General features: G+C 74.6%; 23 protein-coding genes. 22 read left to right on the top strand and 1 reads right to left on the bottom strand.

The annotated features are described in order from the left end of the window. Positions 1-112: 112 nt before the first annotated feature. From AB0873_RS19575 to AB0873_RS19495, 17 genes are all read left to right on the top strand, one after another. Positions 113-1,270, top strand: coding sequence for a histidine kinase (locus AB0873_RS19575; RefSeq protein WP_366601091.1), 1,158 nt, complete (start codon positions 113-115; stop codon positions 1,268-1,270). Further along, positions 1,267-1,872, top strand: coding sequence for a response regulator transcription factor (locus tag AB0873_RS19570; RefSeq protein ID WP_155332472.1), 606 nt, complete (start codon positions 1,267-1,269; stop codon positions 1,870-1,872). Before AB0873_RS19575 ends, AB0873_RS19570 begins: the two co-directional genes overlap by 4 nt. A gap of 394 nt (positions 1,873-2,266) precedes the next feature. Continuing rightward, positions 2,267-2,785 carry a 2'-5' RNA ligase family protein gene (locus tag AB0873_RS19565; protein ID WP_155332471.1) on the top strand — a complete coding sequence of 173 codons (519 nt, stop codon included), beginning with the start codon at positions 2,267-2,269 and terminating at the stop codon, positions 2,783-2,785. A 134-nt stretch (positions 2,786-2,919) separates the two neighbouring features. Further along, the gene (locus AB0873_RS19560) at positions 2,920-3,669 is read left to right on the top strand and encodes an ABC transporter ATP-binding protein (RefSeq protein ID WP_366601126.1); all 750 of its coding nucleotides are present in this window, start codon (positions 2,920-2,922) and stop codon (positions 3,667-3,669) included. Beyond that, complete coding sequence (locus AB0873_RS19555; protein ID WP_366601090.1) at positions 3,666-4,463, top strand: ABC transporter ATP-binding protein; 798 nt, start codon at positions 3,666-3,668, stop codon at positions 4,461-4,463. The genes AB0873_RS19560 and AB0873_RS19555 overlap by 4 nt, the downstream gene beginning before the upstream one ends. Then, a complete protein-coding gene (locus AB0873_RS19550) occupies positions 4,460-6,352 on the top strand; it encodes an AMP-binding protein (protein ID WP_366601089.1) in 1,893 nt (630 codons plus the stop codon). Before AB0873_RS19555 ends, AB0873_RS19550 begins: the two co-directional genes overlap by 4 nt. Then, positions 6,349-7,233, top strand: coding sequence for a branched-chain amino acid ABC transporter permease (locus AB0873_RS19545; protein ID WP_155332467.1), 885 nt, complete (start codon positions 6,349-6,351; stop codon positions 7,231-7,233). The genes AB0873_RS19550 and AB0873_RS19545 overlap by 4 nt, the downstream gene beginning before the upstream one ends. After that, positions 7,230-8,330, top strand: coding sequence for a branched-chain amino acid ABC transporter permease (locus tag AB0873_RS19540; protein ID WP_366601088.1), 1,101 nt, complete (start codon positions 7,230-7,232; stop codon positions 8,328-8,330). Before AB0873_RS19545 ends, AB0873_RS19540 begins: the two co-directional genes overlap by 4 nt. An 18-nt stretch (positions 8,331-8,348) precedes the next feature. After that, on the top strand, positions 8,349-9,647 hold the full coding sequence (locus AB0873_RS19535; protein WP_155332465.1) for an ABC transporter substrate-binding protein: 1,299 nt from the start codon (positions 8,349-8,351) through the stop codon (positions 9,645-9,647). Between the two features lie 75 nt (positions 9,648-9,722). After that, positions 9,723-10,469 (top strand): winged helix-turn-helix domain-containing protein, encoded by a 747-nt coding sequence (locus AB0873_RS19530; protein ID WP_366601087.1) that lies wholly within the window; start codon positions 9,723-9,725, stop codon positions 10,467-10,469. Between the two features lie 187 nt (positions 10,470-10,656). Further along, on the top strand, positions 10,657-11,667 hold the full coding sequence (locus AB0873_RS19525) for a cytochrome P450 (RefSeq protein ID WP_366601086.1): 1,011 nt from the start codon (positions 10,657-10,659) through the stop codon (positions 11,665-11,667). Continuing rightward, complete coding sequence (locus AB0873_RS19520) at positions 11,664-12,485, top strand: isocitrate lyase/phosphoenolpyruvate mutase family protein (RefSeq protein ID WP_366601085.1); 822 nt, start codon at positions 11,664-11,666, stop codon at positions 12,483-12,485. Before AB0873_RS19525 ends, AB0873_RS19520 begins: the two co-directional genes overlap by 4 nt. Before the next feature lie 112 nt (positions 12,486-12,597). Beyond that, the gene (locus AB0873_RS19515) at positions 12,598-13,557 is read left to right on the top strand and encodes a DUF5715 family protein (protein ID WP_366601084.1); all 960 of its coding nucleotides are present in this window, start codon (positions 12,598-12,600) and stop codon (positions 13,555-13,557) included. Positions 13,558-13,561: 4 nt separating this feature from the next. Beyond that, complete coding sequence (locus AB0873_RS19510) at positions 13,562-15,172, top strand: asparagine synthase-related protein (protein WP_366601083.1); 1,611 nt, start codon at positions 13,562-13,564, stop codon at positions 15,170-15,172. A 58-nt stretch (positions 15,173-15,230) separates the two neighbouring features. After that, positions 15,231-16,055: a MerR family transcriptional regulator gene (locus tag AB0873_RS19505; protein ID WP_155332460.1), complete on the top strand. Its 825-nt coding sequence runs from the start codon at positions 15,231-15,233 to the stop codon at positions 16,053-16,055. A 113-nt stretch (positions 16,056-16,168) separates the two neighbouring features. Next, a complete protein-coding gene (locus AB0873_RS19500) occupies positions 16,169-17,098 on the top strand; it encodes a PfkB family carbohydrate kinase (protein WP_366601082.1) in 930 nt (309 codons plus the stop codon). 47 nt (positions 17,099-17,145) lie between these two features. Further along, complete coding sequence (locus AB0873_RS19495) at positions 17,146-18,117, top strand: carcinine hydrolase/isopenicillin-N N-acyltransferase family protein (RefSeq protein WP_366601081.1); 972 nt, start codon at positions 17,146-17,148, stop codon at positions 18,115-18,117. 62 nt (positions 18,118-18,179) lie between these two features. Here AB0873_RS19495 and AB0873_RS19490 read toward each other — a convergent pair whose 3' ends face one another. Further along, positions 18,180-19,625, bottom strand: coding sequence for a hypothetical protein (locus AB0873_RS19490; protein ID WP_366601080.1), 1,446 nt, complete (start codon positions 19,623-19,625; stop codon positions 18,180-18,182). Positions 19,626-19,764: 139 nt separating this feature from the next. Here AB0873_RS19490 and AB0873_RS19485 point away from each other — a divergent pair, with 139 nt between their 5' ends. The 5 genes from AB0873_RS19485 (at position 19,765) to AB0873_RS19465 (ending at position 25,780) form a co-directional block, all read left to right on the top strand. Continuing rightward, on the top strand, positions 19,765-20,448 hold the full coding sequence (locus tag AB0873_RS19485) for a DUF305 domain-containing protein (RefSeq protein ID WP_366601079.1): 684 nt from the start codon (positions 19,765-19,767) through the stop codon (positions 20,446-20,448). Between the two features lie 39 nt (positions 20,449-20,487). After that, the gene (locus tag AB0873_RS19480; protein ID WP_366601078.1) at positions 20,488-21,711 is read left to right on the top strand and encodes a sensor histidine kinase; all 1,224 of its coding nucleotides are present in this window, start codon (positions 20,488-20,490) and stop codon (positions 21,709-21,711) included. Beyond that, entirely contained in the window at positions 21,708-22,373 is a 666-nt protein-coding gene (locus AB0873_RS19475) for a response regulator transcription factor (protein ID WP_366601077.1), read from the top strand. The genes AB0873_RS19480 and AB0873_RS19475 overlap by 4 nt, the downstream gene beginning before the upstream one ends. 144 nt (positions 22,374-22,517) lie before the next feature. Then, positions 22,518-23,300 carry an ABC transporter ATP-binding protein gene (locus AB0873_RS19470; protein ID WP_366601076.1) on the top strand — a complete coding sequence of 261 codons (783 nt, stop codon included), beginning with the start codon at positions 22,518-22,520 and terminating at the stop codon, positions 23,298-23,300. Further along, a complete protein-coding gene (locus AB0873_RS19465; protein WP_366601075.1) occupies positions 23,297-25,780 on the top strand; it encodes an FtsX-like permease family protein in 2,484 nt (827 codons plus the stop codon). The genes AB0873_RS19470 and AB0873_RS19465 overlap by 4 nt, the downstream gene beginning before the upstream one ends. The last annotated feature ends 36 nt before the right edge of the window (positions 25,781-25,816 follow it).

The following is a 25,816-nucleotide window of genomic DNA, read 5'->3' as shown; positions in this document are numbered from 1 at the left end:
CCCGGCCGGAACCATCCGCGCGGTGTCACCGGTCGGCCGGGCGGAACGCACGGGCCGACCGTGCGCACCCGGCGGGTCCACCGGTGGGGCCGCCGCCTCTACGCTTCAGACCGTGGTGGCGGACCCTGCGGTGCCGGGCGGAGACCGGACCTTGTCGCGCGCCCGGACCGCGACCCTGGTCTCCCTCGCCTCCGGCATGGCCGCCACCCTGCTCCTGCCGGCGGTGGGGCTGTCTCGGGAACCGGATCCCTGGCGGGTGACGGCCGGTGCGGCCGGGCTCGGCGCGTTCGCGGTGGTGCTGGCGGTGGCGCTGCGCACCGCGGTGACCCCCGCGTCGTCCGACCGGTCACGCCGGCGGCTGCGGTCCGCGTACGCCGCCGTGGCGGTGCTCGGCGTTCCGCTCGTCGCACCCGTGGCCGTCGGCGTGTGGCCCACCTGGGCCTGGCTGGGCGCGGCCGTCGTCGGCGGGGTCCCGTTACTGGCCCCGTTCCGCTGGGTGGCGCCGACGCTCGTCGCCGCACTCGCCGTCGCCGGGGCGGTGGCCGGGTTGTCCGGTACGTCGGTGGCCCGGTCGCTGCTGGTCACCGGCCTGGGCGGCCTGGGCGTGGCCGCGGTGACGGGCTTCCAGGTGTGGTTCTGGGAGCTGCTGGTGCAGGCGGGGCAGGGACGGGCAGCCCAGGCTCGGCTGGCGGCGGCGCAGGAGCGGCTGCGCTTCGCCGGTGACGTCCACGACCTGCTCGGGCACCACCTGACAGTCATCGCGCTGAAGGCCGAGTTGGCGGCCCGCCTCGCGCCCACCGACCCGGAGCGGGCCGGCCGGGAGGCGGGCGAGGCGCAGCGCCTGGCGGCCACGGCGCTGACCGAGCTGCGCCGGACGGTGCACGGGTACCGCAGGGTCGACCTCGTCGAGCAGCTCACCGCCGTCGGGGAGGTGCTCCGCTCGTCCGGGGTGCGGTGCACCGTCGTGCCGCCAGCGGGCGAGCTGCCGCCGGAGGCGGCGACCCAGCTCGCGGCCGTGCTCCGTGAGGCGGGCACCAACGTGTTGCGGCACAGCCGGGCCGGCTGGTGCCGGATCGAGATCATCCAGGAGGACGACGTGGCGCGGATGACCGTGACCAACGACGGGGTGACCGGCAGGGCGGCGCCGGACCGGCACAGCCACGGCCTGCTCGGCCTGGCGGACCGCCTCGCCGGCGTCGGGGGACAGCTGCGGACCCGCAGCGTCGACGGTGTCTTCACCGTCGAGGCGACCGTACCGACCGCCGCATGATCCGCGTCCTGCTCGCCGACGACGAGGACCTGATCCGGTCCGCCCTCGCCGCTCTGCTCGACCTGGAGGACGACCTGGAGGTCGTCGCGCAGGCCGCCGACGGGGACGCCGCGGTGACCGCTGCCCTCGCGCACCGGCCCGACGTGGTGGTGGTCGACCTGTCGATGCCCCGGCGGGACGGTTTCCAGGTCGCCGCCGAGCTGTCCCGGGCGCTGCCCGGCTGCGCCGTGGTCATCCTGACCGGCCAGGGACGGCCCCCGCACCTGGCCCGCGCGCTCACCGCCGGGGCCCGGGGCTTCCTGCCCAAGGGCGCGCCCGGCGGCGCGCTCGCCGACGTGATCCGGCGGGTGCACGCCGGCGGCCGTTACGTCGACCCGGCGCTGGCCGCCGACGCGCTGCTGATCCCGCCCTGCCCGCTCACACCACGCGAGCTGGAGACCCTGCGCCTGGCGCAGGACGGCGCACCGGCGGCGTCGATCGCCCGCCGTGCGCACCTGTCCACCGGCACGGTGCGCAACTACCTGGCGGCGGCGGTGCAGAAACTCGGCGTCGGCAGCCGCGCCGAGGCGGTGCGAGCCGCGCGGGAGAACGGCTGGCTCTGAACGCCGTGCCAGCGACACCACCCCGGAAACCGCCATGCCGGGTGGCGAGGACCCGTGCCCGCAGGGCGCTGCCGTGGGCATCAGGGCGGGTGGGTGTCGGTCCGGGTCCTTTGGAGCTGCCCGCATGGACGGGGCAGGTTTCGCGAGAGCGGGTCCGCGGGGGCGGACCGGGACAGGGCCGGCGAGACGTGCTGTCGAACCGGGGCGCATCGATACCGTGGGCGCATAGACGGGGCAGCTCCGCAGTCGCCCCGGAGCAAGTCTGGGCGGGGCCGGCCGGCACGGGAGACGGGGCGGCGGTCCGGGCGGGTCGGCCCGGTGCAGGAGGTCCGCAGCGGTGCCGGGCCGGTCCGGCTGCCCCAGGCGAGGCGGGGCGTCCGGTTAGCCTGGCGGGGTGCGTACGGTGGAACTGGTCTGCTCGGCGGGCCTGGACGCCGCCGTGCGGGCGGCGTGGGCGCGGCTCGGGTTGGCCGGCCTGCCGAGCCTGGCCCGCAACACCCACCCCACCAACCGTCCACACCTGACGCTCGCCGCCGTCGACGACTTCCCGCCGGGGGCGGTCGCCCGCCTGGTCGCCCTCCTGGACGCGGCGCTGCCGCTGCCGGCCGTGCTGGGCGAGGTCGCCGTGCTGGACGGCAGCGCTCCGCTGGTGTGGCTGGTGCGTCCCGGTCCCGACCTGGTCGCACTGCACCGCGCGGTCTGGGCGGTGCTGGCTGACGCGGACGGCCGCAACCCCTGGCACGCGCCGGACCACTGGACGCCGCACCTCAGCCTGGCACTGCGCTTCCGCGATGCGGACCGGAGCCTGGCGCGGGCGGTGGTCGGGTCGGACCGTCCGACCGGTTCCTTCGTGGGCGCCCGCAGCTACGACAGCGCCGACCGGTCCGTCCACGTCCTGTCCGGCCGGCGCTGAATCCACCCGATCCGATCTTTTGCGGCGGCGTTCCGCGGGGTTTAATGCTCGGTAACTTGTGGCGCACGCCACAGGCAACCCTTGGGGGTGCCGTGCTGCGGGTACGGAATCTCGAGGTCGTCTACGACGACGTGATGCTGGTCCTTCGCGGCCTGAGCATCACCGTGCCGCCCAGTGCGATCGTCGCGCTGCTCGGCGCGAACGGCGCCGGGAAGACCACCCTGCTGCGGGCGATCACCGGCCTGCTCGACATCCACGACGGCGAGGTCGCCCGGGGTGAGGTCACCCTGGACGGCGAGCCGCTGCACCGGCTGCGGCCGGCCGCGATCGTGCGCCGGGGCGTCGCCCAGGTGATGGAGGGGCGGCGCATCTTCGGCGAGCTGACCGTCGAGGAGAACCTGCGCCTCGGTGGGCACACCGACCCCCGCCGGATCCCGGCCCGGCTCGACGAGGTCTACGCGCTGTTCCCGGTGCTCGCCGACCGCCGACGCCGGACGGCCGGCTACCTGTCCGGCGGGGAGCAGCAGATGCTCGCGATGGGCCGCGCGTTGATGGCCGGGCCACGGTACCTGCTGCTGGACGAGCCCAGCCTGGGCCTCGCGCCCCGGCTCGTCGAACAGGTCCGGGAGCTGATCCTGCGGATCAACGCCGCCGGCACCGCGGTGCTGCTGGTGGAGCAGAACGCGACGATGGCGCTGTCCATCGCCGCCCACGGGTACGTGCTGGAGACCGGCCGGGTGGTGCTCGACAAGCCGGCCGCCCAGTTGCTCGCCGACGACGACGTCCGCGAGTTCTACCTCGGGCTGCACGCCGGCGACGGGTCCACCCGGCGGTCGTTCCGGGACGTCAAGCACTACCGGCGACGAAAGCGGTGGTTGTCGTGAGCCACGAGCCGACCCGGACCGACGAGCCGATCCTGACCTTCGACGACGTGCGGCTCGCCTTCGCGGGCGTCCGGGCGATCGACGGGGTGAGCTTCACCGTCGGCCGCCAGGAGCTGTTCGCGGTGATCGGGCCGAACGGCGCCGGCAAGACGTCCATCTTCAACGTGCTCTCCGGCGTCTACCGGCCGCAGGCCGGCCGGGTCGTCTTCGACGGCGTCGACCTGATCGGCCGCCGCCCCCACGAGATCGCCGCCCTCGGCCTGGCCCGAACCTTCCAGAACGTCGAGTTGTTCGCCAACCTCACCGTCCTGGAGAACCTGCTGCTCGGGCGGCACCACCACATCCGCTACGGGCCCCTGGCGGCGGTCCTGTGGCGGGGCCGCGCCCGCCGCGAGGAACTCGCCGCCCGCGCGGCGGTGGAGGAGATCGTCGACTTCCTGGAGCTGGAACAGTGGCGGCGGATGCCGGTCGGGCTGCTGCCGTACGGGGTGCAGAAGCGCGTCGAGCTGGGCCGCGCGCTCGCCATGGAACCGAAACTGCTGCTGCTGGACGAGCCGGTGGGCGGGATGAACCTCGAGGAGACCGAGGACATGGCCCGCTACATCCTCGACGTCCGCGAGGAACTCGGCATCCCGATGGTGCTCGTCGAGCACGACATGGGCCTGGTCATGGACCTCGCCGACCGCGTCCTGGTGGTCGACTTCGGCCAGCCGGTGGCCACCGGCACCCCGGCGGAGATCCAGCACCATCCGGACGTCATCCGCGCCTACCTGGGGGAGGTGACCAGGACATGAGCACCACCACCGCGCCGTCGGGGACGCCCGCCGCGGACACCGCCGGCGCCGCCGCCACCACGATCGCCTCCCGGGTACGCGACCGCGCCCGCGCGACCCCCGACCGGGTGGCCATGCGGGAGAAGGTCCGTGGCGTCTGGTCGGAGGTCGCCTGGGCGTCCTACTGGGACACCGTGACCACGGTGGCGCACGGCCTGCTCTCCCTGGGCGTACGGCCCGGTGACCGGGTGGCCGTCCTAGCCGAGAACCGGCGGGAATGGCTCTGGACCGACGTGGCCACCGTGGCCGTCCGGGGCGCCACGGTCGGCCTCTACCCGACCAGTCCGGCCGGCGAGATCGGTTACCTGCTGGCCCACTCCGGGGCGCGCGTGCTGGTGGCCGAGGACCAGGAGCAGGTCGACAAGGTCCTCGACGTCATCGACGACTGCCCCGACCTGGAGCACGTGGTCTACCTGGAACCGCGCGGCGTCCGGGGCCGCTACCCCCACCGGGCCCTGCTGCACTGGGACGACTTCCTCGCGCTGGGCACCGCGCACCGGGTGGCCCACCCCGGCGCGGTCGACCACCTCATGGCCGCCGCCGCCGACACCGACCTGGCCACCCTCATCTACACCTCGGGCACCACCGGCCGGCCCAAGGGCGCCATGCTGACCAACGCCAACGTGGACTTCGCCGTGCGGACGGTCACCGACGGCGCCGGCCTGGCCGACCCGCCGCCGGGCCCGGACGACCTGATCCTGTCCTACCTGCCGCTGTGCCACGTCGCCGAGCGGGTCTTCACCACCTGGAGCAACGCGGGCGCGGGCGTGCAGGTCAACTTCGCCGAGTCGATCGCCACCGTGCCGGCGAACCTGCGCGAGGTGCAGCCCACGCTGCTGTTCGGGGTGCCGCGCATCTGGGAGAAGATCCTCGCCACGGTCACCACGCGGATCGCCACCGCCTCGCCGCTCAAGCGGGCGGTCGCCCGCTTCTGGCTGCGGGTCTCCGACCGGATCGGGGCCCGGCTCGTCGCCACCGGCGGCCGGCACACCGCGGCCACCCGGCTGGCGTACGCGATCGGCTGGGTCTTCTGCTACCGGGCGCTGCGCGAGCGGATCGGTGTGCGCCGGGTCCGGTACGCGGCGTCCGGCGCCGCCCCCATCGCCCCCGAGGTGCTGCGCTTCTTCATGGGCATCGGGGTTCCCATGCACGAGGTGTACGGCATGACGGAGAACTCCGCCATCGCCACCGGCAACCACCCCGGGCGGGTGAGGCTCGGCACCGTCGGCGAGCCGCAGCCCGGCGTGGACCTGCGCGTCGACGAGGCGACCGGTGAGATCCTCACCCGCAGCCCCGGCGTGTTCGCCGGCTACCTCGACGACCCGGAGGCCACCTCGGCCGTGCTGGAGCCGGACGGCTGGCTGCACACCGGCGACGTGGGGGAGTGGGTGGACGGCACCCACGTGCGGATCACCGGCCGCGCCAAGGACATCATGATCACGGCTGGCGGCAAGAACATCGGACCCGCCGGCATCGAGAACGAGCTGAAGGCGTCCCCGTACGTCAAGGAGGCCGTGCTGATCGGCGATCGGCGCCCGTACCTGGTGGCGCTGATCGGCATCGAGCCGGACACGGTCGGGCAGTGGGCGCAGACCCGCCGGCTGGCGTACACCACCTACCGCGACCTGACCACCAAGCCGGAGGTGGTCGAGCTGGTCCGGGGCGTCGTCGACGAGGTCAACCGCCGGCACCCCCCGGTCGAGCAGGTGAAGCGGTTCCGGCTGCTGCCCAAGGAACTCGACCAGGACGACGGCGAGCTGACCGCCACCCAGAAGGTCCGCCGGGAGGCCGTCGGCCGGGCCTTCGCCGACCTGGTCGACGACCTGTACGCCCCGGGTGGTGACCGGTGACGGAGCTGATCGAGAGCCTGCTGCGCGGGCTCGGCACCGGCAGCGTCTACGCGCTGCTCGCGCTCGGGTTCGTCATCATCTACAAGGCCACCCGGGTGATCAGCTTCGCGCAGCCGGCGTTCATGCTCGCCGGCGTCGTGGCGGTCACGTACCTCAGCCCGGCCGTCGGCTTCTGGGCCGCGGTGCCCCTCGCGGCGCTCGGCACGGCGCTGCTCGCGCTGGGGGTGGAGCGCAGCGCCGTCCGTCCCATGGTGGGGCGGCCGGCGTTCGTCGTCGCCATCATCACCCTCGGCGTGGACGTGGCGGTCCGGGTGGTGGTCAACGCGTTCATCGGCCTGGACGTGCGGCACGTCGGCGACCCGTGGGGGCTGCGCACCCTCGCCCTCGGCCCGGTGGAGATGCAGCAACGGCACCTCGCCGCGGTGGCCGCGGCGGCCCTGCTGGTCGCCGGGCTGTTCGCGTTCTTCCGCTTCACCCGCACCGGGCTGGCGATGCGCGCCGCCGCGCTCGACCAGGAGGCGGCCCTCGCGCACGGCGTCTCCGTCGGCGCCGTCTTCGCGGTCAGTTGGGCCCTCGCCGGCGGGCTGGCCGCCGTCGCCGGGACGTTCGCCGCCGCCGGCGCCAGCGTGGACAGCGCCCTCTGGCTGATCGCCCTGACCGCCCTGCCGGTGATCATCCTCGGCGGGTTGGACTCGCTGCCCGGCGCGGTGATCGGCGGGCTCGCCGTCGGCGTCCTCCAGGAACTCGTCGCCACGTACGCCAACGACGTCGCCTGGCTCGGCGGCAACGTCTCGGTCATCACCCCGTACGTGCTGATGCTGGTCGTGCTGCTGGTCCGCCCGTACGGGCTGTTCGGAACCCGGGAGGTGGAGCGGGTATGAGGGGTCGGCCGCTGCTGCGCACGTCGTACGCGGAGGAGCTCGCGCTGCTCGACACCCCGGCGAAGCGGTGGTGGACCGGCGCGCTGCTGGTGCTGGCGTTCACGCTGCCCTTCCTGCTCACCGACGACCTGCTGCAACTGCTCGCGGTGTGCTGCGTCGCCGCGATCGGCGCGATCGGGCTCGGCCTCGTCACCGGGTACGCCGGCCAGGTCTCCCTCGGCCACGCGTTCTTCCTCGGCATCGGGGCGTACACGGCCGCGGCCCTCAGCGGCGACCCGGACGGCCGGGTCATCGGCCTCGGCGTCACCGACATCGCGCTCTGGCTGCCGGCCGCCGGCCTCGTCGCGGCGGTCGCGGGGGTGCTCGTCGCGCCCCTCGCGACCCGGCTGCGCGGGCTCTACCTCGCCATCGTCACCCTCGGCCTGGTCTTCATCGGCCAGCACGTCTTCAACGAGTGGTCGTCGCTGACCGGCGGCGCGGGGGTCGGCCGGCCGGCGGCCACCCTGGAGTTCCTCGGGCGGCCGCTCGCCGTCACCGACGAGGTCGCCACCCGCGACCAGAAGCTGTACTGGTTGATGCTCGCGCTGCTGCTGGTCTTCGCCCTCGCCGCGCGCAACCTGGCCCGCTCCCGGATCGGGCGGGCCTTCACCGCGATCCGCGACCGGGACATCGCCGCCGGCGTGATCGGGGTGAACCTGCCCCGGTACAAGACCGTCGCCTTCGCCGTGTCGTCGTTCTACGCCGGCTGCGCGGGCGCGCTGCTCTACACCGTCACCGGCTTCTTCGACCCCGGTTCGTTCAGCCTGCTGCTGTCCGTGCAGTACATCGCCATGGTGCTCATCGGCGGCGCGGGCACCATCTCCGGCGCCGTCGCCGGGGCGTTCTTCATCACCCTGCTGCCCCGGCTCACCCGGGAACTGCAGGCGTGGGTGCCGTTCATCAGCACCCAGCCGAACGAGGTGCCGAACGTCTTCCAGGTGGAGACGATCCTCTACGGCGTACTCATCATCGTCTTCCTCATCTTCGAACCACGCGGGTTGTTCGGCCTCTGGGTACGGGCCCGCAGCTACTGGAAGGCGTGGCCGTTCTCCTACTGACACACAAGTGAGGAAGCCATGGGAAGAGCGACGTCGCGGATCGCCCTCGGGGCGGCCGTGGTCCTGCTGGCCGGCACCCTCACCGCCTGCCGGGGCGGTGACACCGAGACCGACGCGTCCGGGTTGAAGACCGACGTGGGCGTGACCTCCGAGCCCTGCCCGGAGGCGGTGGACAAGAACAAGGGCTGCATCTACCTCGGCATCATCTCCGACCTCACCGAGGGCCCCTTCCGGGCCCTGGCCGTGCCGATCACCGACGCCCAGAAGGCGTTCTGGAAGCGGGTCAACACGAGCGGCGGGATCGGCGACTACGAGGTGGACGTCAGCCGGTACGTGCGCGACAACAAGTACAACCCGCAGACCCACAACCAGGTGTACCAGGAGATCAAACCGAACGTGCTGGCGCTCGCGCAGAGCCTCGGCTCGCCCACCACGGGCGCGATCCTCGGCGACATGAAGGCCAACAACGTGATCGCCGCCCCGGCGGCGTGGACGTCCGGGTACGCCTTCGAGGACGTGATCATCGAGTCCGGCGCGAACTACTGCGTCGAGTCGATGAACGCCCTCGACTACGCCCGGGAGGCGTACAGCCCGAAGTCGGTGATGGCGGTGCACCTGGCCGGCGACTACGGGGACGACGCCGCCGCCGGGGTGAAGCTCGCCGCGCAGGCCCTCGGGCTGACCTTCACCGACGTCAAGACCGACTCGGGCGCCGACAAGCAGGCCGGGGCGATCCAGGCCATCCTGACCGGCAAGCCGGACCTGGTGGTGCTCACCATGGGCCCGGCCGACGCGGCGACCATCGTCGGCCAGGCCGTCGCCCGCGGCTTCGCCGGCCGGTTCATCGGCACCAGCCCCACCTGGAACCCGGCGCTGCTGCAGAGCCCGGCCGCTCCGGCGTTGCTGGCGAAGTACGAGCAGTCGGCACCGTGGAACTCCTGGAGCACCGACACCCCCGGCCACCGGGCGTTGCGGGAGGCGCTGCCCGGCGTCACACCCAACGACGGCTACACCGCCGGCTGGGTGTGGTCGTACCCGATGAAGGCGGCACTGGCGAAGGCGGTCGCCGACGGCGATCTGACCCGCGCCGGGCTGCTCAAGGCGGTCAAGTCCCTGACCAGGGTGGACTACGAGGGCATGCTGCCGGAGAACGCCGGCAACTACGCCGCCGGGCCCAACGACGGCGCCGTCCGGGTGACCGCGATCTACAAGCCGGACCAGGCCGCGCCCACCGGGGTCAGCCGGGTGCGGGACCTCTTCACCGGGCCGACGGCGCAGGCGTACACGCTGGACCGGCCCTGCTACGAGAAGCTCTGACGGGGTGTTAGGAAGGGTCCCCTGTACAACGCCAGGCGTTAACAGGGGGCCCTTCCTTGTGTGCCAGGATGGGGGATGAGTACCGCCGCCACGGGTGGTCCGGCGTTGGCCCGGCTCGCCGCCCTGCTCGCCGACGACACCCGGGCCCGGATCTGCCTGGCGTTGCTCGACGGGCGGGCGTGGACCGCGGGCGAGCTGGCCCGGCTGGCCGGGGTGGCGCCCTCCACCGCGAGCGACCACCTCACCCGGCTGGTCCGGGGCGGGCTGCTCGCCGAGGAACGGCAGGGGCGGCACCGGTACGTCCGGCTCGCCGACCCGTCGGTCGCCCAGCTCGTCGAGGACCTGGCCGCGCACGCGCCGGCCACGCCCGCGCCGGTCCGCTCGTTGCGCGCCGCCCGGGCCGACGCCGCCCTGGCGTACGCCCGCACCTGCTACGACCACCTGGCCGGCCGGCTCGGGGTGCTGCTCCGGGACGCGATGCTGGCCCGGGGACTCCTCGACGCCACGTCGGGGCTGGCGCTCACCCCGACCGGACACGACTGGCTCGCCGACCTCGCGGTGCCGGCGACCCGACTTGGTGCCACCCGGCGGCCGCTGGTACGCGACTGTCTGGACTGGACCGAGCGCCGCCCGCACCTGGCCGGCGCGCTGGGCGCGGCGCTGTGCGACCGCTTCCTCGACCTGGGCTGGCTGGCCCGGGGCGGCGGCCGGGCGGTCCGCCTGACTCCGGCGGGCGGACCGGCGCTCGCCCTCGCCCTGGGTGTGCCGCCGGCCGACCTCGCGCCCGCGACGGCGGCGGGAGCCGGCAGCGGGCGCGCCTGACCCCGGCCAGATCCGCGCAGTTTCGGGGAAGGTGCTGCCTCGCCACGGAAAGAGGCAGCAAACTCCCCGACGTTGTGCGCCGGCCGGCCACGCGGGGGCGGGCGGCACGCGGGGTGCTCCGCGAGGGGTGCGGGGGCGGGCGGACGGTTCGGCGGGCGCCGAAGCGATCGGCGCCTACGGTCGGGCGGTGACCGATCTTCTCATCGCCCCGCCGCCCGGTACGCCCGCTTGTGGGCCGCCCGTCCGCGACCCCGACAGCGGCTGGGTGGTGACCCGGCACGCTGACGTGTGCGCGGTCCTCACCGATCCGGCCTTCCAGGTCCCGGTCGCCGACGCGGGCCCGGCCGGAACCCTGGCCTGGCTGCGGAGTACCGTCAGCCGGTTCAGCGCCCCGCAGCGGCATCCGGACCGGCGGGCGATCGGGGTGGCCGTGCTCGCCGCGCTCGACCCGGACGAGTTGCGTACGGCAGCGGCCCGGCTGACCCACCAGGTCCTCGACGGGGCCGGCGACCGGCTGGAGGTGATGTCCGCGCTCGCGCGGCGCGGACCGCTGCGGGTGCTGGCGATCCGGCTCGGCCTGGCCGACCCCGATGCGGCGGTGCCCGCGGTGACGGCGGTCGCCGCTGCCTGGCATCCGGGCGCCGAGGGGCCACGGATCGCGGCGGCGGACCGGGCGGTCACCGCGCTGCTGGCGATGCTGCCGCCGAGCGCGCCGGACGTGGCGGCGAACCGGCTCGGCCTGCTGGTCCAGGCGTGCGACGCCACGGCCGGACTGATCGGCGCGGCCGTCCGGCACGGCCTGGGAACGCCACCGGCCGTGTCGACCGCCGCCCTGCTGGCGGAGGTGCTGCGGCTCGACCCGCCGGTCCGTGGGACCCGCCGGGTCGCCACCGCGTCCGTCCGGCTCGCCGGCCGCCACCTGGCTGCGGGCGATCCGGTGCTGCTCCGCTTCGACGCCGCCAACCGGGATCCCGCGGTCGTCGCCGACCCGGACCGCCTGCTGCCCGGCCGTACGGGGCTGCCGGTGACGTTCGGGGCGGGGCCGCGCGGCTGCCCGGGCGAACGCCACGCCCTCGCGCTGGCCGGTGGCGTGGTGGAGGTGCTGCGACACCGCTGCCGCCTCGTCCCCGGCCCGGCGGACCACGAACCGCACCCGCTGCTGCGCGTCCCGACCCGGCTGGAGGTGGAGGTCCGGTGACCGCCCGCTGCGCCGCCTTCCACGCCCTGCACCACGGCGACCGGCCCCTGCTGCTGCCCAACGCCTGGGACCACGCGAGCGCCGCCGCGTTCGCCGCCCGGGGCCACCCGGCCGTCGGGACCACCAGCCTGGGGGTCGCGGCGGCGGCCGGCCTGCCCGACGCGGCGGCGGCCACCCGGGCCGAGACTCTCCGGCTGGCCCGGCTGCTCAGTCCGCTGCCGGTGCTGCTGACCGTCGACATCGAGGCCGGACACGCCGACGACCCGTCGGCCGTCGCCGACCTCGCCACCGAGCTGGCCGGGCTCGGCGTGGTCGGCGTCAACATCGAGGACGGCCGCGGGGACGGGAGTCTCGGTGCGCCCGACGTGACCGCCGCCAAGGTGGCGGCGGTCAAGGCGGCAGCGCCCGGGTTGTTCGTCAACGCGCGTACGGACACCTGGTGGCTCGGTGTCCCGGATCCGCTGCCGGCCACCCTCGACCGGGCACGCGCCTACCGGGAGGCGGGCGCGGACGGCATCTTCGTTCCCGGTGCCCTCGACGGGCGGACCGTCGGCGTGCTCGCCGCCGCGATCGAGGGGCCGCTGAACGTGCTGTACCGGCCGGGCGGGCCGACGCTCGATGAGCTGGGTGCCCTCGGGGTGGCCCGGGTCAGCACGGGGTCGCTGTTGTTCCGGGCGGCGCTCGGCGCGGCGCTGGACGTCCTCGACGCCGCCGTCTCGGGTCGGCCGGCGTCGACCGAACCGCCCTCGTACGCCGAGGTGCAGCGGTTGAGTCCGGTGTCCGGGGCGGAGCCGTTCGCGCCGGGGCGGCCGTCCTGACTCGTTGCGGGGAAGATAGGAGGATTGTTCGGGCTTTGACCGCTGCGCGTGATTACGGTGTGACACAGGGTGACGTACACCGTGATGCCGTGACGGGAGAGAGGACCCGACCATGCGCGTGCCCAGTCGAAGCCCGGGACACCAGCCCGGTCCTCCCACCGCGCCGGCCCGGCGGCGCGCACCCGCCGTGTCGCACCGCCGCACCCCGGCCACCGAGCCCGACCTGGACGCGTACCGCGCCGCCGTCGCCGACCTGCTGGTCGAGATCGGCGCGCTCGCCGACACGTCCTGCGCCGCCGCCCGGCAGGTGCTGGTCGACCAGCGGCTGCGCGAACCGGCCCTCGCCGCGGTGCTCGACGCCACCCCGCAGGGCCTGGTCGGCGCCCGCGAGACGCTGCTGCTCGAGATGGCCCGGTACGTGCCGAACGAGCGCAGCTCCGCCGGTGACCTCGCCGCCCTGGTCCGGATCTACCTGCTGTCCCGCATCGACGTGATGTGGTGGCGTGACGCGCCCACGTACCTCACCGACGAGCAGGTCAACGGCAGCCCGGACCTGGTCGACCTGGAGTGGCTGCGCCGGCGCGACCTGCTGCGCTTCCGGTACCAGGAGCAGCCCGCCACGCTGCTCGGCCGGGGCGTGCGGGCGGTGCGCCGCCGCGTCTTCCCCGGCGCCACCCCGCGCACGGCCGGCCTGCTGTTCCGCCGGACCCGCCGGGAGGTCGTGGCGTTGCTGAACGACATCGGCCGGGAGTTCGCCGCCCGTACCCCGGCCGCCACCCCGCCGCTGTGGGTGACCAGCCTCGTCCGCAGCGTCGAGCACCAGCACCGGCTGCGCCGGCTCGGGTACGCGGCGATGGTGCCGAGCGGGCACTGCCTCGGCTGGGCGGTGGACGTGGAGATGACGTGGTTCGAGCGGTTCGGGGTGCGGGACACCCTCGCCGACCTGCTGCTCGCCCGGCAGCGGGCCGGCGAGGTCAACGTCGTCGACGAGGGTCAGGCCTGGCACGTGTGCCTCGCGCCCGCGGCCCGCCACCGCCTGCGCCGCGCGTACGAAGCCGAGATGGGGATCTGAGCCGATGTGCGGCATCACGCTGAGCATCGGCCCCGAGGCCGACCCGAGTGTCTTCCGGCGCATGCTGGCCACCCTGCAGACGCGCGGCGAGGTGACCGAGACCCGGTACGAGACCGGCCTGCTCACCGGCGTCCGCCGGCTGCGGGTGGTGGACCGCGACCGGGCCGTGCAGCCCTGGGTGTCCGACGACGAGGCGTGGGTGCTCTGCTACAACGGCGAGGTCTTCAACCACGACGAGCTGCGGGCGGAGCTGACCGCGCTCGGGCACCGCTTCCGCAGCGTCAGCGACACCGAGGTGGTGCTCGCCGCGTACCTGTGGTGGGGCGAGGGGATGGTCTCGCGGCTGCGCGGCGAGTACGCCTTCGCGATCGTGGAGCGGGCCAGCGGTCGCGTCTACCTGGTGCGCGATCCCCTCGGCGTCAAGCCGCTGTACTGGACGCGCACGCCGGGATGCCTGCACGTGGCGAGTGAGGTCAAGGCCCTGGCCGGTTTCGGGACCCCGATCGGCGAGGTGCCGCCGGGCCACCACGGCTGGGCGGACGTGGCGCTGCCGGTCCGGCTTCGCCCGTACGTCGACCTGCTCACCCTCGGCGACGGACTGCCGCCGGTGGACGACCCGGACGAGGCCGCCCTGCTCGTCCGTGCCGCTCTCACCGAGAGCATCCGCCGGCGGGTGGACACCGACCTCACCGTCGGCGTGGTGCTCTCCGGAGGGCTGGACAGCTCGCTGGCGCTGCTCCACGTGCGCGAGATGCACCCGGACTGCGTCGCCGTCACCGTCGGTGTCCCGGAGAGCCCCGACGTGGCGTACGCCCGGCGGCTGGCGAGGGACCTCGGCGTGCCGCACGAGGTGGTGGAGTTGCGCCCGCGCGACATCCGGCTGGCGGAGATCCGGGAGGCGATCCGCATCTCGGAGCTCACCGAGTACGGCGACATCATCAACGCGGTGGTGTCGGTGCCGCTCTTCCGGCGGCTGCGCGAGCTCGGCGTGAAGGTGGCGCTCACCGGCGACGGCTCGGACGAGCTGTTCGGCGGCTACCCCATGTACCAACAGGTCGGCCCCGAGGCGGCCCGCCGGCTCTTCCTCCACAAGATCCGCAACCTCTGCCGTACGGAGTTGCAGCGCGTCGACCGGACCAGCATGGCGTACGGCGTGGAGGCCCGCGTGCCGTTCCTCGACCTGAGCGTGGTCGAGCTGGCGATGCGCCTGCCGGTCGAGCTGAAGATGCGCGACGGCCAGGAGAAGTGGATCGTCCGCCGCGCGTTCGCCGACCTGCTGCCCGACTACATCCGGCGCCGGCCGAAGAACCCGATGTCGTACTCCTCGGGCCTGCACGAGCGCGCCCGCCTGTACAAACCGCTGTTCGCCCGACTGCACCGGTCCTTCCGCTACGACCTCCTGGAGCCGGTGCGCCGGGACTTCGACAGTGTGCTCACCCGCTGCGGCAACGACCTGGACCGGGCGCTCGCCGCCGGCCGGGCCCGGCCCGACTACACGATGCTGGAGCACGCCCGGGACCTGGTCGGCGCGGCGAGGTGGAACGCCGTGCCGGTGGTGCGCCGGCTGGTCGGGCCCCGCCGCAACCGGGGGGACGGCGCGCCGCTGCCGGGGTGACCCGCTCTGATCCGCGGGTTGACTCTGACACCGTGTCAGGGCCGACCGTGGAGGGACCATGTTCACCATCGGAGACTTCGCCAGGCTCGGCCGGGTGTCCGTGCGGATGCTGCGTCACTACGACAGCATCGGCCTGCTCCGGCCGGCCGCCGTCGACCCGCACACCGGGTACCGCTACTACACCGCCGTGCAGTTGCGCCGGCTCAACCGGGTGATCGCCCTCAAGGACCTCGGCCTCACCCTGGCCCAGGTGCAGGTGATCCTCGACGACGCGCTCGACGTGGCCGAGCTGCGGGGGATGCTGCGGCTGCGCCGGGCCCAACTGGAGGCGCAGGTCGCGGCGGACACCGCCCGGCTGGCGGGGATCGAGGCGCGGCTCCGGGCCATCGAGAAGGAGGGCGGCATGACCAACCAGGACGTCGTACTCAAGGAGATCCCGCAGGTCCGCGTCGCCGAGCTGACGGCGGTCGCGCCCAGCTACGCGACCCCGGACATCGGTCCGGTGATCCAGCCGCTCTACCCGGAGCTGTTCCGGCGGCTGGAGGCGGCCGGGATCACGCCGACCGGGCCCGGTCTGGCGTACTACGAACCGGCCGGCGAGCGGGAGAACGTCGTCGTGCACGCGGGCGTCGGCGTCGCCGTCGACCCGGACCGGGCCCGCGACTTCGCGGTCGTCGACCTGCCGGCGGTGCCGGCGGCGGCCACCATCATCCACCACGGTCCGATGGACGAGGTGGAGGGCACCATGCAGGTCCTGGCCCGCTGGATCGAGGAGAACGGCTGGCGGGCGGACGGCTACGCCCGCGAGCTGTACGTGGAGTACTGCGCCGACGACCCGTCGGCCGGGGTGACCGAGCTCCAGCTGCCGGTCCGCCGCGACTGAGGTCGGCGCTGACGGTCGACGGGGCATCGGTCCCGGCCGCCGCGGCCGGGGCCGACGCGGGCGTTCCAGTCGTCCGCGGGAGTGCGGGCCGCCGCGCCGGGTACAGGGAGCGCGTGAGGGCACCGGACGTGATGGTGGTCGGGCAGCTGGCCCGCGACCTCGTACTGCTGGTCGACGAGGTCCCGGACGCCGGCGGCAGCGCGCCCGTGCGGCGCCGGCGGGAGATGCTGGGCGGCAAGGGCGCCAACCAGGCCGTCGCGCTGGCCCAGCTCGGCGCGGCCGTGGGCCTGCTGGCCGTGATCGGCGACGACGAGGTCGGCGAGCGGTTGCTGGCCCAGGCGCGGGCCGACGGGATCGACGTCGGCACGGTACGGTGCCGGCGCGGCGTCCGGACCGGACTCATCGTGGACGTCGTCGACGGGTGCGGCCACTGGCGCTACCTGGAGGACCTGCCGGACGGCGTGCTGGTCACGCCCGACGACGTGGCGTGGGCGGCCACCTCGCTGCGTGCCGCGCGGGCCGTCCTCGTCCAGCTCCAACAGCCACCGGCGGCGGCCCTGGCCGCGGCGCGTACCGCCCGTGACGGCGGGGCGATGGTCGTCCTCGACGGGGCGCCGTCCGACCCGGCCGCCACGGACGAACTGCTGGTGCTCGCCGACGTGCTGCGCGCGGACGCGCGGGAGACCGAGCAGATCACCGGCGACCGTCCGGAGGACGCGGACGCGGGGCTCGCCGCCGGCCGGGCGCTCGTGCGCCGCGGTCCCTCCCTGACGGCGGTCGAGGTGGCCGGCGTCGGCAACGCCTTCGTCTGGCCCGACGGCGAGCTGTTCGTGCCGCTGAGCGAGACACCGACGGTCGACAGCACCGGGGCCGGGGACGCCTTCGTCGCCGCGCTCACCCGGGCTCTGCTGGCCGGCGAGCCCCGGGACCGGGCGGCGCGGCTGGCGGTGGCGGCGGCCGGCGCCACCGTCGGGCACCCGGGCGGTCGCCCGGCGCTGGATTCGGCGGCGATCCGCCGTCAGCTCGACCGCATCCCCGGCTGACCCACCCGCGCGGCAACCGACCGTACGGTCCAGGGCGTCGAATAAGCATGTGGCGGAAGATTCCGGGCGCCGGCGCCGCCCTCCTGATCGCCGTGACCGCGTGCTCCGCGCCGCCGGCGGCCTCTGGGACCGCCTCGCGCCAGGACGCCGGCCAGGCCGCGGCGACCCTCGCCAGCCTCCGGCGGGTCGACGACCTGCCGCTGTACGAGATGACGTACGTCGGGGCGTACGACCCGACCGTCGGCACCGACGCGAGCCCGGAGGCGGAACCGTTCGGCTGTTCGCTCTTTGTGGCGGCGGGTGACCGCGCCCGGCCGCTGTTCGCCCGCAACTTCGACTGGGACCCGAACCCGGCGCTGGTACTGCGCGTGGACCCGCCCGACGGGTACGCGTCGATCTCGGTGGTCGACATCTCGTACCTCGGTGTCGGCACCGACCCGGCCGGCGACCGGCGGCTGCTCGACGCGCCGCTGCTGCCGTTCGACGGGATGAACGAGCGGGGGCTGGCGATCGGGCTGGCCGCCGACGACGGAGCCCGGGCGATCCGCGACCCGGGCAAGCCCACCGTCGGGTCGGTCCGGATCCAGCGGCTCGTCCTGGACCGGGCGGCCACGGTGGACGAGGCGGTCGCCGTGTTCGCGCGACACAACCTGGACTTCACCGGCGGGCCGGCGCTGCACTACCTGCTCGCCGACGCGACCGGGGCGAGCGCCGTGGTCGAGTTCGTCGACGGACGGATGCGGGTCGAGCGGGGGCGTGCCGCGTGGCGTGCCCTGACCAACGTGCCGGTCGTCGGGGTGCCCGAGCAGCGCCGGCGCGCCGACCACCGGTACGGGCGGATCGCCGCCGCCCTGGACCGGGCCGGCGGTGCGGTGGACGCCGCGGGTGCGGCCGCCCTGCTCACCGAGGTGCGCCAGCCGCACACCCGCTGGTCGGTCGTCTACGACCTGCGCGGCGGTGAGGTTCGGCTGACCACCGCCGCCGGCGGTTCGCGGCGTTACCGGATGCCGATGGCCTGACCTGGAACGCGGCCGGGCCCGGCCGCCGCGAGCGGAGCCGGGCCCGGAGGTGCGGGCGGTGCCTAACCGCCCAGGTAGCTGGGCTGGGTCTGCACGTTCAGCTCGCGGTAGCGGATCAGGTTCGCCGTCCAGGTGCGCCAGTCGCTGAGCTTGAGGACGTCCAGGCCCTTCACCATGTCGTTGGAGTAGATGTAGCCGTTGTACCAGTACGCGGACCAGGTGCCGCCGCCGGTGAGGCGCTCCGCGTTCAGCGGGCCCCGCTCCCAGTACGCGATCTCCCGCGGGTTGGCCGAGTCGGTGAAGTCCCAGACCGAGATGCCGCCCTGGTACCACGCCTGGACCATGATGTCGCGCCCGAACACCGGCACCAGCGAGCCGTTGTGCGCCACGCAGTTCTCGGTGTCGGCGTTGGGCCGCGGGATCTTGAAGTAGCTGCGGAAGACCATGGTGCGGTTGTCGCCGCGCCCGAGGATGTCGTAGACCGCGTCGGCGCCCCGGTTCGGGCCGACGGTCTCGTTGCAGGTGGCGGCGCCGCCACCACCCAACTCGTCGGTGAAGACCACCTTGGTGCCGGCGTTGTTGAACGTGGCCGAGTGCCAGAAGGCGAAGTTCACCGTGTCCCGCACCCGGTTGATGACCCGGGGCGCCTCCCGGTTCGAGATGTCCATCAGGATGCCGTCACCCATGCACGCGCCGGCGGCCAGGTTCTTCGACGGGTAGACGGTGATGTCGTGGCAGCCGCTGGTCGCCGACTTCTGACCCGGCACGCCCTCGAAACCGCCGTCGGGGAACAGGTTCGGCACGGCCACCACGGCCGCGTCGGTGGGCGACTTCACCGGCACCTTGATGATGGAGATGGAGTCGTGCGGCCGTGGGCAGCCGACGTACGTGTCCGACGGTCCGTACGACGACACGTACACGTACACCGTCTTGTGGTTCTTGCCCGGCACCAGCGTGTGGGTGTGCGAGCCGCAGGCGGTCTGCACGCTCTTGATGTAGCGCGGGTTGGCCTTGTCGCGGATGTCGAAGATCTTGATGCCCTCCCACCGCGTCTCGGTCGACGGCACGCCCGTGCTGGCGCAGGAGTCGTCGCTGCGCGGCGAGTCGGTGGAGAGGAACAGCAGGTCACCGTGGACGGAGATGTCGTTCTGCGACCCGGGGCAGAGCACCCGCGACACGACGGTCGGCGCGGTGGGCTTCGAGATGTCGTAGACGACGAAGCCGTTGTAGTTGCCGGCGAACGCGTACCGGCCCTGGAAGGCGAGGTCGCTGTTCGTGGCGTCGAGCGGCGCCACCTTCGGCAGGTTGGCGACCTGCTTCAGGGTGGGACTGCTCCGGATCTCGTCGACACCGGGGATGGTGTTCGCGGTCTCGACCGTTCCGGACGGTGCGGTCGCCACCCCGGCGCTGCCCGGTGGGGCGGCGACCGTGCTGGCGAGGAGGAGGCCGGCCGTGGCCAGGCTCACGGTGGTGAGCCGTCGGGACCGCGGCGAGGGAAATCTGAACATCGGCGGCGCCCTTCGCAAGGGGTTGACGATTGGGGACACGTTACCGGCCACTGGCCGCCTTCGATGTGACACAGATCACATTTGCGGATGTTCTTCGATGGATACGATCGCCATGACCTCGACCTCCAGGGGGTATCGGATGACCGTGCGAGGCAGATGGGTGCTGGCCGCCGTAACAACGGTGGCGCTGCTCCTGGTCGTGGTCGCCGCGCTGCTCCGGTCGGGCTCCGACACCGACCGCCCCTCACCCGCCCCGAGGGCCGCGACCGCATCGAGCACCAGTGCTGGCCCGTCGGTCGTCGTGCCCGGACGACCGGGGGAGTCCGCCCAGGTCCGGCCCGCCGAGGAGGTGCGGGCCACGGCCTCGCCGGCCCACAACTCGATGGACACCTGGTACGTCCGGATGATGATCCCGCACCACGAGCAGGCGCTGGAGATGGCCGCACTCGCCCCGGACCGGGCCGCCGACCCGCGGGTGAAGGCCCTGGCGGACCGGATCCGGGCCGGTCAGGCGCCCGAGATCGGCGTGCTGCGGGCCTGGCTCCAGGCCCGGAATCTCCCGGCCGACGTCGCCGGGCACGACCACGGCACCATGCGGGGCATGCAGTCGCCCGAGGCGATGCGACGGCTCGCCGATGCCCGGGGCGCCGACTTCGACCGGCTCTTCGTGCGGATGATGAGCGACCACCACGCCGGCGCCGTCGAGATGTCCACCAACCTGCTGAAGGTGGGCGCGGAGCCGCTGCTCCAGGAGTTCGCCAACTCGGTCGCCGTGGAGCAGAACGTCGAGATCAACCGGATGCGGGAGATCGTCGGCGCCTGACCTGGCCGCCCGGCCAGGCACGTCGCCCGCGTACGCTGGGTGACCGTGGACCGCACCATCCTCGGCCGCCCGCTGCGCGGCGTCGCCTTCGACGTGTTCGTCTCCGGGGCCGTGGTGCTCGTCGGTCTGGCCGGCGTGGTTAACCAGCCCGGCGGGTGGTGGGCCACCCTGGTCGGGGTCGGCATGGCGGTGGCGCTGCTGTTCCGCCGCGCCCACCCGTCGGCGGTCGCCGCCGTCGTGGCGGGGCTGGCGCTGGTGCAGGTGATCGCCGGGTGGGGGCCGCTGGCGTTCGACATCGCGGTGCTGATCGCGCTCTACAGCGTGGTGAAGTACGCCGACCGGCTCCGCGACGGTGTCCTGGCCGGCGTCGCCGCCGCCGTCGGCGTGGTGCTGGCCGCGCTCCAGACCGACGGCGCCCTCGCCTGGTGGGCGAGCGCCCTCTACTTCGGGCTGGTGACCGGCGCGGTCTGGCTGGTCGGCCTCAACGTGCGCACCCGGCGGCTCTACGTGGTCAGCCTGGAGGAGCGGGCGGCGACCCTGGAGCGCGAGCGGGAGGCCGAGGCGCGGGCCGCCGTGGCGGGGGAGCGGGCCCGCATCGCCCGCGAGTTGCACGACGTGGTGGCGCACAGCATGGCCGTGATGATCGTCCAGGCCGACGGTGCCCGCTTCATGATCGACCGTGATCCGGCGACCGCCCGGGAGGCCGTGCGGGTGGTCGCCGACACCGGCCGCCAGGCCCTCGAGGAGATGCGGCGGCTGGTCGGCGTACTCCGGGAGCCGAGCCCGCCCGAGACGGTGGCGGCCGGCCCCGACGGCGCCCGGGTCGTCGAGCCGGAGCACCGCCGCCCGGCCCTCGCGGAACTACCCGCGCTGCTCGACCGGTTCTCCGACGCCGGCCTGCGGGTGCGCCGGACCGTCAGCGGCGAGCCGGCGCACCTGCCGCCCGGTCTGGAACTGACCGTCTACCGGGTCGTGCAGGAGGGGCTCACCAACGCGCTCAAGCACGCCGGGGTCGGCGCCACCGTCGAGGTCACCCTGGACCACACCGCCGACGCCGTCGCCGTGCGGGTGGTCGACGACGGGCGGGGCCGGCCGCCGGTGCGGCCCGCGCCGTCCGGCGGGCATGGCCTCGTCGGCATGCGGGAGCGGGTCGGCGTGTACGACGGCCGGCTCACCGCCGGGCCCCGCCTCGCCGGCGGCTGGCAGGTCGAGGTGCGGCTGCCGCTGCCGTCGACCCCGACCGCCGAGGCGGTGGCAGCGTGACCGTCCGGGTGGTGATCGTCGACGACCAGGCCCTGGTCCGGGCCGGATTCCGCATGGTGCTGGACTCCCAGCCCGACATCGAGGTGGTCGGCGAGGCCATCGACGGCGCCGACGCGCTGCGCGTCCTGGCCCGCGTCGAGGCCGACGTCGTGGTGATGGACCTGCGGATGCCCACCATGGACGGGGTGGAGGCCACCCGCCGGCTCTGCGCCGGCCGGCCCGCCGGCCCCCCACGGGTGCTGGTGCTGACCACCTTCGACACCGAGGCGGACGCGTTCGCCGCGCTCCGGGCCGGGGCCAGCGGATTCCTGCTCAAGAACGTCCCGCCCGAGGACCTGCTCGCCGCGATCCGGGTGGTCGCGCAGGGCGACTCGGTCGTGGCGCCGTCGATCACCCGCCGCCTGCTCGACCGGTTCGCCGGCCAACTCGGGCCCGGCCCCGCCGAGGACCCGCGCCTCGCACAGCTCACCGACCGGGAACGGGAAGTGCTGCTGCTGGTCGCGCAGGGCCTGTCCAACGCCGAGATCGCCGGCCGCGTGCACGTGGCCGAGGCGACGGTGAAGACCCACGTCGGCCGGATCCTGGCCAAGCTCCAGCTCCGCGACCGGGTGCAGGCGGTGGTGCTCGCGTACGAGAGCGGCCTCGTCACGCCCGGCGGCTGACCCGGCGTACGCCTCAGGTCGTACCCGCCGGTCCCGCCGTACCGCCCGAGGGCGCAGCGGGATCGAGAGCGCGGGTGGACGCCACCCCCGCGCGGCGTCCATAGCGTCGGAAGCGTTCACACTTCCGACCCACGGGGAGCAGACATGCCCGTCGCACCTCCCGCACACGCCACCGCCGGTGTCGCGGTCACCGCCCGCGGCCTGACCCGCCGCTACGGCACCGGCCCGGCCGCCGTCGTCGCCCTCGACTCGGTCGACGTCGACTTCGCCGCGGGCGCGTTCACCGCCATCATGGGCCCGTCGGGCTCCGGCAAGTCCACCCTGCTGCACTGTCTCGCCGGCCTGGACCGCGCCGACGCCGGCACGGTCCACGTGGGCACGGCCGACCTCGGGCGGCTCGACGACCGGGGACTGACGCTGCTGCGCCGGGACTGGATCGGCTTCGTGTTCCAGTCGCTCAACCTGCTGCCGGCGCTCACCGCCGAGGAGAACGTGGTCCTGCCCCTGGCGCTCGCCGGCCGGCGCCCCGACCCGGCCTGGCTGCGCCAGGTGGTGACCGCCGTCGGCCTCGGTGACCGGCTGCGGCACCGGCCGGCCGAACTCTCCGGCGGCCAGCAGCAGCGGGTCGCGGTGGCGCGGGCCCTCGTCACGAAGCCCTGGGTGGTGTTCGCCGACGAACCCACCGGAAACCTCGACTCCCGGTCCGGTGCCGAGGTGCTCCGGCTGCTCCGGGAGGCCGTCGACGCGCTCGGCCAGACGGTGGTCATGGTGACCCACGACCCGGTCGCCGCGAGCCACGCCGACCGGGTGGTGTTCCTCGCCGACGGCCGGCTCGTGACGGAGCTGACCGAGCCCACCGCCGAGCGCGTGCTCGACGCCCTCGCCCGCCTCGATCCGGCCCGCCGTCCCGAGGCGGTGGCCCGGTGATCCGGCTGACCCTGCGCTCGTTGCGGGCCGAGGCGCCGCGCCTGCTGCTGTCCGCCCTCGCCGTCGTGCTCGGCGTCGCGTTCGTCGCCGGCACGCTGATGTTCGTCGACGGCATGCGGGCCGGCGCGTACGACCGGGCGGGCGCCTTCGACCGCCACACCGACCTCGGCGTGTACCCGGCCGGCTCGGAACCGCTGTCTCCCGCGCTCGTCGAGCGGGTACGCGGTGTCGACGGGGTGGCCGCCGCCGAGGGGGAACTGCTCGGCTCCGGCGGGATCGTCGGCGCCGACGACCGGCCCGTGCTCGGCTACGTGGTCCTCGCGGCCATCCCCACCGACCCCGCGCTGCGCTCGTACGACGTGGTCGCCGGCCGGCTGCCGGACCGTCCCGGCGAGGTGGTCCTGGACGCGCCGACCGTGGCCGAGGAGGGCTTCGCCGTCGGCGCGCCGGTCCGCGTCGGCGGCGCGGCCGGCGCCGCCCGCCCGTACACCCTGGTCGGCACCGTCGACGTGGCCGGCACCGCCCGGGACGTCGGTGGCCCGTTCGTCGGCCTGGTCGGGGCGGACGCGCTCGCGGTGACCGGGCAGCGCGGCTACGACCGGATCCTCGTCGCCGCCGCGTCCGCGGGCGACGGCACGGGTCTCGCGGACGCGGTGGCGGTGACGGTGGGCACCGGTGCCACGGTGAAGACGCGGGCCCGGATCCTCGACGAGGCGGTCGAGGACGCCGTACGCAACCTGGAGCAGTTCAACCTGGTGCTGCTCACCTTCGCCGCCGTGGCGGTGGTGGTCGCCGCGTTCGTCATCGCGAACACGTTCGCGATCGTCCTCGCCCAGCGGACCCGCCGCACCGCGCTGCTGCGGCTGGTCGGGGCCGCCCGCGGGCAGCTGTTCCGGGCCGCGGTGCTGGAGGCCGCCGTGGTCGGGCTGGCCGCGTCGGCGCTCGGCGTGCTGTTCGGGGTGGGCCTGGCGGGTGGCCTGAACCAGCTCATGTCGCGGCTCGACGCGCCGGTTCCCGGCGGGCTGACCATCACCGCGCCGACGGTCCTGGCGGGCCTGGCCCTGGGCACGGCGGTCACCGTGGGCGCCGCCCTCGCGCCGGCCTGGCGGGGGACCCGGGTGGCGCCGGTGGCCGCGCTGACCGACGCGGCGGTGCAACCGACGCGACGGGCCGGGTGGCTCCGGCTGACCGCGGGCGCGCTGGTCCTCGCCGCCGGGATCGCCGCCCTGGTCGCCGCGGGACCGGCGGTGCAGGTGCCGCTGGTCGCCGCGGGCGGGGTGCTCTCCTTCTTCGGGATCGTCCTGTTCGGGCCGGTGCTGGTCCCCGCCCTGGTCCGGGTGTTCGGTCTGCCGGCGCGCCGGCTGTTCGGGGCGACCGCCGGTCTCGCGGTGGCGAACGCCGTGCGCAACCCGCGCCGGATCGCGGCGACCGCGACCGCACTGGTGATCGGCATCGGGCTGGTCTCCGCCTTCGTGGTCGGCGCGCACAGCACCAAGGCGGGGATCGAACGCAGCGTGGACGCCGAGGTCGGCGTGGACTGGCTGGTCACCGGCATCGGTGGCCCGCTGCCCGCCGCGGTCGTGGGCGAGCTGCGGGCACGGCCGGAGCTCGCGGTCGTCCACGAGCAGCGCAGTGGCCTGTGGTCGGACGTGGAGGTGCGGGCCGCCCATCCCGCGCTGGTCGGCCGGACGCTGACCGGTGTGCTCGCCGGGGACCCGGACCGGCTCGGGCCCGGCACGGCGCTCGTCGGCCGGGAACTCGCCGAGGCGCGGGGGTGGACGGCCGGCAGCGCCATCACCGTGCGGGGCCGGCCGCTGCGGGTGGCCGCCGTGGTCACCGACGGCGGGCCGGCGTTCGCGGGCAGCCCGGTGCCGGCGGGTCACGTGGTCCACGTCGTGGACGCCGACTTCACCGCCCTCTTCCCGGACGAGCGGGGAATCCTCGCCGAGATCGACCCGGCCGGCGGGATCACGCCGGACCGGGCGCGGGCGGCGATCGAGGCGGTCGTCGTGCGTTACCCGACGGTCAACCTGATGGACCAGGGCGCGTACAAGAAGATGCTCACCGGCACGGTCGACATGCTGCTCGCGATCGTCACCGGTCTACTCGGCCTCGCCGTGGTGATCGCGCTGGTCGGCGTCGCGAACACACTGTCCCTGTCGGTGGTCGAACGGACCCGGGAGAACGCCGTGCTGCGCGCGGTCGGGCTGACCCGGGGGCGGATGCGGGGCATGCTCGCCGTCGAGGCGGTGCTGACCGCGCTGGTCGGGGCCGTGCTCGGGGTGGGCCTGGGCGCCGCCGTGAGCGCGGCGGCGATGGCCCTGCTGAGCCGGCTCGGCGACGGGTTCTCGGTGGTGCTGCCGCTCGGCCAGCTCGGGCTGATCCTCGGTGTGGCGGTGGTCGCCGCGCTGGCCGCCTCGGTGCTGCCGGCCCGCCGGGCGCTGTCCCGGCCGGTGGTGGAGGCGCTCGGCGCCCAGTGACGTGCCGGCAACCTGGTCGGCGGTGCCGTCGAGTGG

Origin of the sequence: Micromonospora sp. NPDC047707, assembly GCF_040704235.1 — a bacterium.
Taxonomy (GTDB): Bacteria; Actinomycetota; Actinomycetes; order Mycobacteriales; family Micromonosporaceae; genus Micromonospora.
Note: the sequence above shows the minus strand (reverse complement) of the source record. Positions and strands in the feature narration are given on the sequence as shown.

Coding starts and splice junctions, on each gene's coding strand:
- AB0873_RS19570 (WP_155332472.1), top strand. CDS start 1,267: ATGATCCGCGTCCTGCTCGCCGACGACGAGGACCTGATCCGGTCCGCC.
- AB0873_RS19560 (WP_366601126.1), top strand. CDS start 2,920: ATGCTGGTCCTTCGCGGCCTGAGCATCACCGTGCCGCCCAGTGCGATC.
- AB0873_RS19550 (WP_366601089.1), top strand. CDS start 4,460: ATGAGCACCACCACCGCGCCGTCGGGGACGCCCGCCGCGGACACCGCC.
- AB0873_RS19540 (WP_366601088.1), top strand. CDS start 7,230: ATGAGGGGTCGGCCGCTGCTGCGCACGTCGTACGCGGAGGAGCTCGCG.
- AB0873_RS19535 (WP_155332465.1), top strand. CDS start 8,349: ATGGGAAGAGCGACGTCGCGGATCGCCCTCGGGGCGGCCGTGGTCCTG.
- AB0873_RS19530 (WP_366601087.1), top strand. CDS start 9,723: ATGAGTACCGCCGCCACGGGTGGTCCGGCGTTGGCCCGGCTCGCCGCC.
- AB0873_RS19515 (WP_366601084.1), top strand. CDS start 12,598: ATGCGCGTGCCCAGTCGAAGCCCGGGACACCAGCCCGGTCCTCCCACC.
- AB0873_RS19510 (WP_366601083.1), top strand. CDS start 13,562: ATGTGCGGCATCACGCTGAGCATCGGCCCCGAGGCCGACCCGAGTGTC.
- AB0873_RS19505 (WP_155332460.1), top strand. CDS start 15,231: ATGTTCACCATCGGAGACTTCGCCAGGCTCGGCCGGGTGTCCGTGCGG.
- AB0873_RS19495 (WP_366601081.1), top strand. CDS start 17,146: ATGTGGCGGAAGATTCCGGGCGCCGGCGCCGCCCTCCTGATCGCCGTG.
- AB0873_RS19490 (WP_366601080.1), bottom strand. CDS start 19,625: ATGTTCAGATTTCCCTCGCCGCGGTCCCGACGGCTCACCACCGTGAGC.
- AB0873_RS19485 (WP_366601079.1), top strand. CDS start 19,765: ATGACCGTGCGAGGCAGATGGGTGCTGGCCGCCGTAACAACGGTGGCG.
- AB0873_RS19470 (WP_366601076.1), top strand. CDS start 22,518: ATGCCCGTCGCACCTCCCGCACACGCCACCGCCGGTGTCGCGGTCACC.